The sequence below is a fragment of the uncultured Mycobacterium sp. genome (assembly GCF_964249325.1).
GTDB lineage: Bacteria > Actinomycetota > Actinomycetes > Mycobacteriales > Mycobacteriaceae > Mycobacterium.
This window is the reverse complement of sequence record NZ_CAXUCH010000074.1, coordinates 1,678-10,077: the sequence shown is the minus strand read 5'-3', so window position 1 is coordinate 10,077 and position 8,400 is coordinate 1,678. Positions and strand designations below refer to the sequence as shown.

General features: G+C 67.5%; 7 protein-coding genes, 1 pseudogene and 1 riboswitch (1 of these 9 only partly in view). Of the genes and pseudogenes, 4 read left to right on the top strand and 4 right to left on the bottom strand.

Going from position 1 to position 8,400, the window contains the following annotated elements:
* Nucleotides 1-129: 129 nt before the first annotated feature.
* A complete protein-coding gene (locus tag ACFE99_RS11630) occupies nt 130-993 on the top strand; it encodes an NHL repeat-containing protein (protein WP_375485367.1) in 864 nt (287 codons plus the stop codon).
* Nucleotides 994-1,051: 58 nt separating this feature from the next.
* Nucleotides 1,052-1,912 carry a hypothetical protein gene (locus ACFE99_RS11625; RefSeq protein WP_375485365.1) on the top strand — a complete coding sequence of 287 codons (861 nt, stop codon included), beginning with the start codon at nt 1,052-1,054 and terminating at the stop codon, nt 1,910-1,912.
* A 156-nt stretch (nt 1,913-2,068) separates the two neighbouring features.
* Here the strand turns inward: ACFE99_RS11625 and ACFE99_RS11620 are convergent, their stop codons facing one another.
* From ACFE99_RS11620 to glnX, 3 genes are read right to left on the bottom strand one after another with little or no spacing between them, the layout of a single operon-like run.
* Nucleotides 2,069-4,339, bottom strand: a complete 2,271-nt coding sequence (locus ACFE99_RS11620) for a serine/threonine-protein kinase PknG (RefSeq protein WP_375485363.1) — start codon at nt 4,337-4,339, stop codon at nt 2,069-2,071.
* On the bottom strand, nt 4,339-5,319 hold the full coding sequence (locus ACFE99_RS11615; protein WP_375485361.1) for a glutamate ABC transporter substrate-binding protein: 981 nt from the start codon (nt 5,317-5,319) through the stop codon (nt 4,339-4,341). The genes ACFE99_RS11620 and ACFE99_RS11615 overlap by 1 nt, the downstream gene beginning before the upstream one ends.
* Nucleotides 5,319-6,665 carry a protein kinase G-activating protein GlnX gene (gene glnX, locus ACFE99_RS11610; RefSeq protein ID WP_375485359.1) on the bottom strand — a complete coding sequence of 449 codons (1,347 nt, stop codon included), beginning with the start codon at nt 6,663-6,665 and terminating at the stop codon, nt 5,319-5,321. The genes ACFE99_RS11615 and glnX overlap by 1 nt, the downstream gene beginning before the upstream one ends.
* 231 nt (nt 6,666-6,896) lie before the next feature.
* Between glnX and ACFE99_RS11605 the strand changes: the two genes are divergently transcribed.
* Nucleotides 6,897-7,529, top strand: coding sequence for an NUDIX domain-containing protein (locus ACFE99_RS11605; RefSeq protein WP_375485357.1), 633 nt, complete (start codon nt 6,897-6,899; stop codon nt 7,527-7,529).
* Here the strand turns inward: ACFE99_RS11605 and thiE are convergent.
* Complete coding sequence (gene thiE / locus ACFE99_RS11600) at nt 7,501-8,172, bottom strand: thiamine phosphate synthase (protein ID WP_375485354.1); 672 nt, start codon at nt 8,170-8,172, stop codon at nt 7,501-7,503. The two genes, ACFE99_RS11605 and thiE, sit on opposite strands and share 29 nt — an antisense overlap.
* Before the next feature lie 29 nt (nt 8,173-8,201).
* Nucleotides 8,202-8,311: riboswitch (TPP riboswitch) on the top strand.
* Between thiE and ACFE99_RS11595 the strand changes: the two are divergent.
* Nucleotides 8,303-8,400: pseudogene (locus tag ACFE99_RS11595) on the top strand (FAD-dependent oxidoreductase); it runs 840 nt beyond the window's last position. It overlaps the preceding riboswitch by 9 nt.

The following is an 8,400-nucleotide window of genomic DNA, read 5'->3' as shown; positions in this document are numbered from 1 at the left end:
CCCCCGCAGCGCGTTTCCGAGCAGGTTCCCGAGCCGGACTCCTATCCGGATTCTCACCCGGACTTCTACTCCGAGTCCTACCCCGACGAGGTCGCCGAGCCGACGTGGCAGCGCTCGAAGCTGCTGACGGTGGCCCTCGCCGTGGTGGTGGTGTTGGTCCTCACCGCCGCAGGCATCGTGGTGTGGCGGCTCGCGGCGACTCACGGCCAACCGCCCGGGTCGACGAAAGCGGCACCGACGGCGTATCGGGCCACCGTTCTGCCGTTCAGTGGCCTGACCGGACCGGAGGGTGTGGCGGTGGACGCGGTCGGCAGCGTCTACGTGACCAACATCGAAAACGATCGGGTGGTCAAGCTGCCCCCCGACTCCACCAAGCAGACTGTGCTGCCGTTCATCAACCTCAAGGAGCCGTACGGCTTGGCGGTGGACAAGGACGGCATCGTCTACGTCGGTGACACCGACAATGACCGGGTGGTGAAACTGGCCGCGGGGTCGACCACCCAGACCGTGCTGCCGTTCACCGGTCTCAAGCGCCCTGAGGGATTGGCGGTGGGCAAAGACGGCAGCGTCGACGTCGTCGACACCGGCAACGACCGGGTGGTGAAACTGGCCGCGGGGTCGACCACCCAGACGGTGCTGCCGTTCAACGACCTCGAACGTGCGCAGGGTGTGGCCGTTTACAACGACGGCAGCGTCTACGTCGCCGATACCGGCAACAACCGGGTGCTGAAGCTGGCGGCCGGATCCACCAGCCAGAGCGTGCTGCCGTTCACCGGACTGAGAGATCCATCCGGTTTAGCGGTGGATGAGTCGAACAACCTGTATGTCACCGACGGCAGCCGGGTGGTGAGGTTGAACGCGGGAGCGACCAAACAGGTCCTGCTGCCGGTTCCCCAGCTCAACTACACCCACGGTGTGGCGGTGGACTCGTCGGGCAGCATCTACGTCAGCGACTACGGCAACGACCAGGTGGTCAAGCTGGTGGCGAGCTGACCCGGCCCTGTGGATAGGTGAGACGCGGGCTAGAGGCCGGCGTGCCATCCTTCCCGGGATGCGTGCGTCGGACGAGCCGTTCATCGGTAGCGAAGCGTTGGCGTCCGGAGTGTTGAACCGTCACCAAATGCGATCTCGATACCAAGCTGTGTTTCCAGATGTCTACTTGGCCAAGAACATCCAACTCTCGTTCGAGAAGCGCGTTGTCGCCGCCTGGCTGTGGTCGCGCCGCGAAGCGACGATTTGCGGTTCGGCAGCCGCAGCCTTACATGGCGTTACCTGGATCGACGATGTACCTGTGGAGTTGGTGCATGGGAACGCTCGCGCGCCAGCGGGTGTGGTGACGCGCCGCGACTTGCTGCTCGATGGAGAGGTCCAGACGATTGCCGGCCGCAGGGTCACCACGCCCGAGCGCACCGCCTTCGACATCGGGCGGCGGCGGCCTCTGCGCTCGGCGGTGGCGCAGCTGGACTCGCTTACGCGCCTGACCGGTCTCAAGCTTGACGACGTTGCGCGGATGGCTGAGTGTCACCGCGGTGCGCGCGGACTACGTCAATTGGAGACGGCGCTTGAGCTGGTCGACGCGGGTGCGCAGTCGCCCAGGGAGAGCTACCTGCGGCTGCTCCTCATCGAAGCCGGACTTCCCCGGCCGCAAACCCAGATCCCCGTCGTCGACGCCGACGGCGTTGCGATGGCCTACCTCGACTTAGGTTGGGAGCAGTACATGGTTGCGGTCGAATACGACGGCGACCACCACCGCGCCGATCGAGCGCAGTATGTCAAGGACATTCGGCGGCTAGAAATGCTCGAGCGGATGGGTTGGCTCATCATCCGCGTAGTCGCTGAGGACCGCCCCGCCGACATCGTGCGTCGAGTGCGGCACGCGTTAGACCTTCGCGCCCGACTGCTCGCGCGTTGAGTGTGCGGTAAGGGCATCGAGTGTGCGTTGCTGGCGTTCAGTGTGCGTGGGTGGCGAAAATCGCGCACGATTTCCGCCCTGGACGCACGCTCGACAGCGGTCCGCCCTGGACGCACGCTCGACAGCGGTCCGCCCTGGACGCACGCTCGACACGAGCTAGAACGTGCTGTTCGGGCGCACGCGGTTGGCCATGTCAACCAAGGTGTAGCGGTGCGCCTGGGTGGGCGCCACCCGCGCCAGGGCGCGCAGCGACGCCTCGACCCCAAGCCGCAAACCGTGTCGCGTGAACGGGTAGCCCAGGATGTGGTTGGTGCTGGCCTCGTGATTTTCCAGCCAGTCCATCGCCGTTCCCAGCACCAGGGCCCGGATTTGTAGCACCCTAGGCTCGGTGGGCGGTAGCGCCTCCACCCGCCGGGCTGCGTCGCGAATCTCCTCCTCGGTGATCTCCTTCTGCGATCGACCCGACAGTAGCGTGACCGCGCTCGTCAACCGCGCGGTCGTGAAATGCCTTGAGGTGGCAGGCACTTCGTCGAGGGTGCGCACCGCACCTGCCCGGTCGCCGGTCGCCGAGAGTGCTCGGGCCAGACCGAACGCCGCCGAGATCACTCCGTCGTCGGTTTGCCATACCGTCCGGTAGAACTTTTCCCAGTCGGGGTTTCCTGCGAGTTCGTGGGTGGCCGCCAGCGCCATCTTGGGCGCCAACTCTCCGGGGAAGGTATCGAGCACCTCGGTGAAATGCTTGATGGCCGAGTCGTAGTCGCCTGTCAACAGCTCCGAGACCGCCCGATACCACACCAGCCGCCAGCGCCAGCCGACACGTTCGGCGAGGTCGTCCAATTTGCGCGTGGCGTTGCCGACGTCGCCGAGGTCGAGCAGCGCGCGCACCTCCATCAGCGGCAGCTCGACCGACTCCGACAGGTCGATGCCCTCGGCGTCCAGCGAGCCGTGGCGGAACGCGCGCAGCGAATCCAGGGTCTGCACCGGCTGCGAAAGGACGGTGGCCTGCAGCAGCGGGGCGGCCACGTCGGCCGGATCGACCAGCGGCACCTGCAGCGCGGTGACGATCTCCTTGGCGGTCAGCTTCTCCGAATGCACCTGGCCGTCCAGGTACACGTCGGTGTGGCAGACCAGGAGGTCGACCCCGAACGTGGAGCGGGAGCGGGAAAAGATCGTCGACAACCCCGGACGCGGCACCCCGGTGTCTTGGGCGACCACCTCGCGCAGCACGCCCATCAGCTGCCCGGACATCTCCTCGGCGCTGCTGAACCGCCGCCGCGGGTCGGGGTCGATGGCGCGGCGCAGCAAGCGGCCGAACGAGTCGTACTTGTCCAGCACCGGGTCGTCGTCGGGCAGTCCCTCGACGTAGCGGCCGTTGCGCGTGCGCAGGTCGAGCGTCAAAGCCGCCAACGTACGTCCGACCGTGTAGATGTCGGTGGCCCCCGTCGGGCCGGTCCGCACGATCTCGGGCGCCTGGTAGCCGGGCGTGCCGTAGAGGTAGCCGAAGGAGTTGATCCGCGAGACCGCGCCGAGGTCGATCAGCTTGAGCTGCTCCTCGGTCAGCATGATGTTCTCGGGCTTGAGGTCGTTGTAGACCAAGCCAATAGAGTGCAAATAGCCCAGGGCAGGCAGGATTTCGAGGATGTAAGCGATCGCTTCGGCCACCGCAAGTTTGTCGCCCTTGCGTCGTTTGAGCGATTGCCCGCCGACGTATTCCATCACGATGTAACCGACGGGATTCCCATGCCGGTCCGGGTGCTCGACGAAGTTGAAGATCTGCACGATCGACGGGTGCACCACTTCGGCCAGGAACTGCCGCTCGGCCATTGCGATCTTCTGCGCCTCGGCGTCGCCGGAATGCACCAAGCCCTTGAGCACCACCGGCCGGTCGTTGACGTTTTTGTCGAACGCCAGGTACACCCAGCCCAGCCCGCCGTGCGCGATGCACCCCTTGACCTCGTACTGGCCGGCGATGATGTCGCCCGGGTTTAGTTGCGGCAGAAAGGAATACGGGCTGCCGCAGTACGGGCACCAACCCTCTGAGGACGCCTCGCCGTCCGGGCCCGATCGGCCGACCGGCCGGCCGCAGTTCCAGCAGAACCGCCGAGACTCCGGTACCACCGGATCGGTCATCAGCGCTTCGAGCGGATCGGTATAGGGCACTCGCGGCACTTCCACCAGGCCACCGCCCAGCTTTCGCACCGGCGGCACCGTCCGCGTCGCGGTGGTGGGCAGCCGTTCCTGCGGCTCGGTCTCGACGGTGCGCTCCGACGTGCGCTCCGAGTCGTCGAAATCCGGACGGAAGATGGCCTGGGTGGACATCGGGCGGCGCACCGAAGCCGAGTCGGCGAGCACGTCCGCCGGCTGCGTGCCGGGGCTCTCCTCGTGGCGGCGCTGCTCCTCGCGTTCGCTGTCCATGGGCTCGTCCATCAGTCCACGTACCTCGCGGCGGGTGGGGCCGGCGCGGGGCCCAAAACTGTTAACCATTTGCGGTACAACGTGTTCCATGTTCCGTCGCGGCGGATGCGTTCCAGCGTGCCGTTGACAAAGCGGACCAGCCCGGTGTTGTCCAGGTTGATCCCGATGCCGTAGGGCTGCGTGTCCATGTTGGGGCCGACGATGTGCAGGTAGGGATCTTGTGACACCAGTCCGGCCAGGATGGAGTCGTCGGTGCTGACGGCATCGACCTGCCGCTGCTGCAGCGTCACCAGGCAGTCGGCCCAGTTGACTACGGACACGATGATCGGCGGCGGGGCGATCTCGCGGATCCGTCGCAGCGACGTGGTGCCCTTGGCCACGCAGACTCGCTTGCCCGGCAAGTCGGATGGCTTGACGATCGCTGAGTCGCGCGGCGCCAAGATGCGCTGGTAGGCGTCCAGGTAGACGGTGGAGAAGTTCACCAACTTGCGCCGCTCGCAGGTGATCGTCATGGTCTTGACGACGATGTCGACTAGCGACTTCTGCAGCGCGGTAATGCGTTCGTCCGACGACAGAATCCGGTACTCGACGGCAGTCGGGGTGCCGAAGATGTCGCGCGCCACCTCGCCGGCGATGTCGACGTCGAAACCCGTGATCTCGCCGGTGATGGGATCGCGGAAGCTGAACAGGTTGCTGCCGATGTCGAGCCCGACGACCAGCCGGCCGCGGGCGCGGATGCCCTCCACGGCTGCGTCGGCCTCCTCTTTGGTGGGAAAGGGGCGCAGGCTGGCGGTCGGATCGCAGTCCTCCGGCGAAGCCTTCGGCGGGCGCGGCGGCTGCGGCGGCAACTCTTGCATACCGGCCGGCGTGGGCGGCGGCAGTGTCGGCACCGACATCGCCACCGGGGGCGCCGGATGAGCGCAGCCGGCCAGCACCATGGCAGCAAGCGGTGCGGCCAGGGCTCTCCACCGGATCTTGGACATGAGCGTCATCACCGGTACTCGTTTAGCCGTGGCCACAGACCCAGCGCGACCGCAATGGCAGCGCTCAAGCTGAGCACCACGCCACCCACCGTGGCGCCGGACAGCCCGCGGCGCGCATTGAGGATGTCGGTACGCAGCTGGTCGCGGCTCTGCTCCAGGGTCTTGCCCAGCGCCTCGTCGAGCTTGTCGAACGCCGGGGTGGAGTCGTCTTCGCCATGGCCCAACGCCACCTCGGTGGCGGCTCGGTAGTTGCCGACCGCAATGTAGGTGTTGATCCGATCGTTGGCCTGGCGCCACCGGGCCAGCAACTGGTCGGCGCCTTGCAGATCGGTTTTGTCCACGGCGTCGGGGCGCGACAGGTACTCCTCGAGTTGCGTATGCATGCTGTCGATGCGCTGATAAAAGGACTGCTTGCGGACATCTTCGTCGCCGCGGCGGATCAGCGACAGCGTCTCGTCGGCGCGCGCTTGCTGCGCCGTGATCGACAGGTTCGTGATCGTCTTAAGTGATTCTGCCGCAGTGTTTTTCGCATTGCGGCTGCCTGTGGTGGAAATTGTCAGCGCCGTCCCCACCCAAATCACCATAACGAGAATCGCCAGTGCGCCCGCGACCAGACCCGGGTTGATCCGCCGTTTGGTGCGCCGCGCCAGCCAGCGGTGTGAGTACGCACCGAACAGCACGGTGGTGGCCACGACGAGGATCACCGGGGCCGGAATCTGGGTTGAGGCCGTGGTCTCGCTGTCTACCCGCGCCGAGGTTGCTCGGTAAAGACACTGCGCGTCGGGCAGGATCGTCGACTGCATCAGCGCCGACGCCTCTGACAGATACGACGCCCCGACAGGGTTACCCGCCCGGTTGTTGGTGCGCGCGATCTCGATCAGCCCGGTGTAGACGCTCAGTTCGGCGTTGATCCGGCCCAGCAACAGCACCGCCGACTCGCCACGGTCACAGTTGCCCAGCGGTTCGTCGGTCAGCCCGCTGGAGGCCCGCGTCACCGCCACCGCCGCGTCGGTGATGGCCTGCTCGTAGCGCTGCCGCACGGTGCGCGGCTCGGCTTGGGCGATGAACGCGGTCGCAGCTGCCGCATCCGCCACCGACAGCGTGGTGTAGAGCTGGCCGGCGGCGTAGGCCAGCGGCTCGGTGTGGTTGAGCACCGTGGACAACGCCTGTTGGCGGTGGTTGATGGTCGTCGAGGTGGCAAACGCAGTGGCGCCGCCCAGCGCCGCCAAGATGATGCCGATGGTCAGGATGCGGCCCGGTGTGGTGGAGATGAACCACCAACGCGGGTGAGCCGGTTCAGTCGGCGACCGCGACCCCAACGGCTCGGTCGACGGGTGCGCCAACTCAATGGTCACGTCTGTTCCGACCTCATCATCTTTCGGCCGATCCCCCAAATGAACCGAAACGAACTATATAAGCGAAGTCTAAGAGCCCAAGTCGCTGACGGTGTGGCTTGCCGATAGTTCGTGTCTACGCGGCCGGTCAGCTAAGCGGGCCGCATCGTCGCGGACCTGCAGCTGGATTGTCCGGCTCCTCCTCGGGCCGCGCCACGGCCCGCATCGTCGCTGGGCGAATATCCTGACTCCGTGCGCGGCGACGGTGACGGATGGGTGATCTCCGACAGCGGCGCCCGCTACTGGGGCCGCTACGGTGCGGCCGGTCTATTGTTGCGCGCGCCGCGCCCCGACGGCACACCGGCCGTGCTGCTGCAGCATCGAGCCTGGTGGAGTCACCAGGGCGGCACGTGGGGGCTGCCCGGCGGCGCCCGCGACAGCCATGAGACGCCCGAGCAGGCCGCGGTCCGGGAAGCCTCGGAGGAGGCGGGCCTGCCCGCCGAGCGCGTCGCCGTGCGTGGGGCGGTCGTCACGGCCCAGGTTGTCGGCGCCGGCGGTGCTCACTGGAGCTACACCACGGTCGTCGCCGACGCCGACGAGTTGCTCTACACCACGCCTAACGGCGAAAGCGCCGAGCTGCGCTGGGTCGCCGAAGACGAGGTGGCCGAGCTGCCCCTGCATCCCGGGTTCGCCGCCAGCTGGCACCGGCTGAGCACTGCGCCGGCCACCGTGCCGCTGGATGATAGCGACGAGCGGCGAGTGCAGCTGCCATGCACTGTGCAGGTCGAGCCGGGCGTCTTCGTCTGGTGCATGCCGGGCCCGCCGGATCAGGCGCCCTCCCAGCTGAGTGACCGGATCAGCGCGCTGCTGCAAGCGCCGAACTGAGCCGTTGGGCCGCCGCCTTCGGGTCGTCGGCTGCCGTGATCGCCCGCACCACCACCACTCGGCGGGCCCCGGCTTCAAGCACCTGCGGCAGCCGCTCCGCGTCAATGCCGCCGATGGCGAACCACGGCTTCTCGCCGGCCAACTTCGCTGCGTCCCGGACCAGCTGTAGGCCCGTCGCCGGTCGGCCGGGCTTGGTGGGGGTGGGCCAGCACGGGCCGACGCAGACGTAGTCGACGTCGTCGGCGAACGCGCCTGCGACCTGGCCGACGTCGTGGGTGGAGCGGCCGATCAGGGTGCCCGGCCGCACGATCGCCCGCGCGATGTCCAGCGGCAGATCGCCCTGGCCCAGATGCAGCATGTCGGCGCCGGCCGCGCGGGCGATGTCGGCCCGGTCGTTGACCGCAACCAATGCGCCGTGGCGGCGTGCCGCGTCGGCGAGGATCTCCAGCGCCGCCAGCTCGTCGCGCGCCTCCAGCGGGCCGAACCGCCGCTCAGCTTCCGACCCCTTGTCGCGCAGCTGGATGATGTCGACTCCGCCGGCCAGCGCCGCCTCGGCGAACTCGGCCAAGTCGCCACGCTCACGTCGGGCGTCGGTGCACAGGTAGAGCCGCGCGGCGGCAAGCCGGGTAGAGGGTTCGTGCACACCGCGACGCTAGCCGCTAGCGTGTAAGGCTGACGAATCACGGGAGTCCCAGGAGCGGGGTCTGAGAGTGGGCGCGCCTGCCCTTACCGTCCGACCTGATCCGGATGATGCCGGCGAAGGGAGCGTAAGGATGTCACCGGGATCGCTGGCCGTAATCGGCGGAGGCGTCAGCGGGCTGTCGGTGGCGCGGCGAGCTCGGCGCCGATCTCCTCGGCAAGTTCCGGGGCG

What these genes read in the sequence shown, in the direction of transcription:
- ACFE99_RS11625 (WP_375485365.1), top strand. Translation starts at nt 1,052, where the DNA reads ATGCGTGCGTCGGACGAGCCGTTCATCGGTAGCGAAGCGTTGGCGTCC.
- ACFE99_RS11620 (WP_375485363.1), bottom strand. Translation starts at nt 4,339, where the DNA reads ATGGACGAGCCCATGGACAGCGAACGCGAGGAGCAGCGCCGCCACGAG.
- ACFE99_RS11615 (WP_375485361.1), bottom strand. Translation starts at nt 5,319, where the DNA reads ATGACGCTCATGTCCAAGATCCGGTGGAGAGCCCTGGCCGCACCGCTT.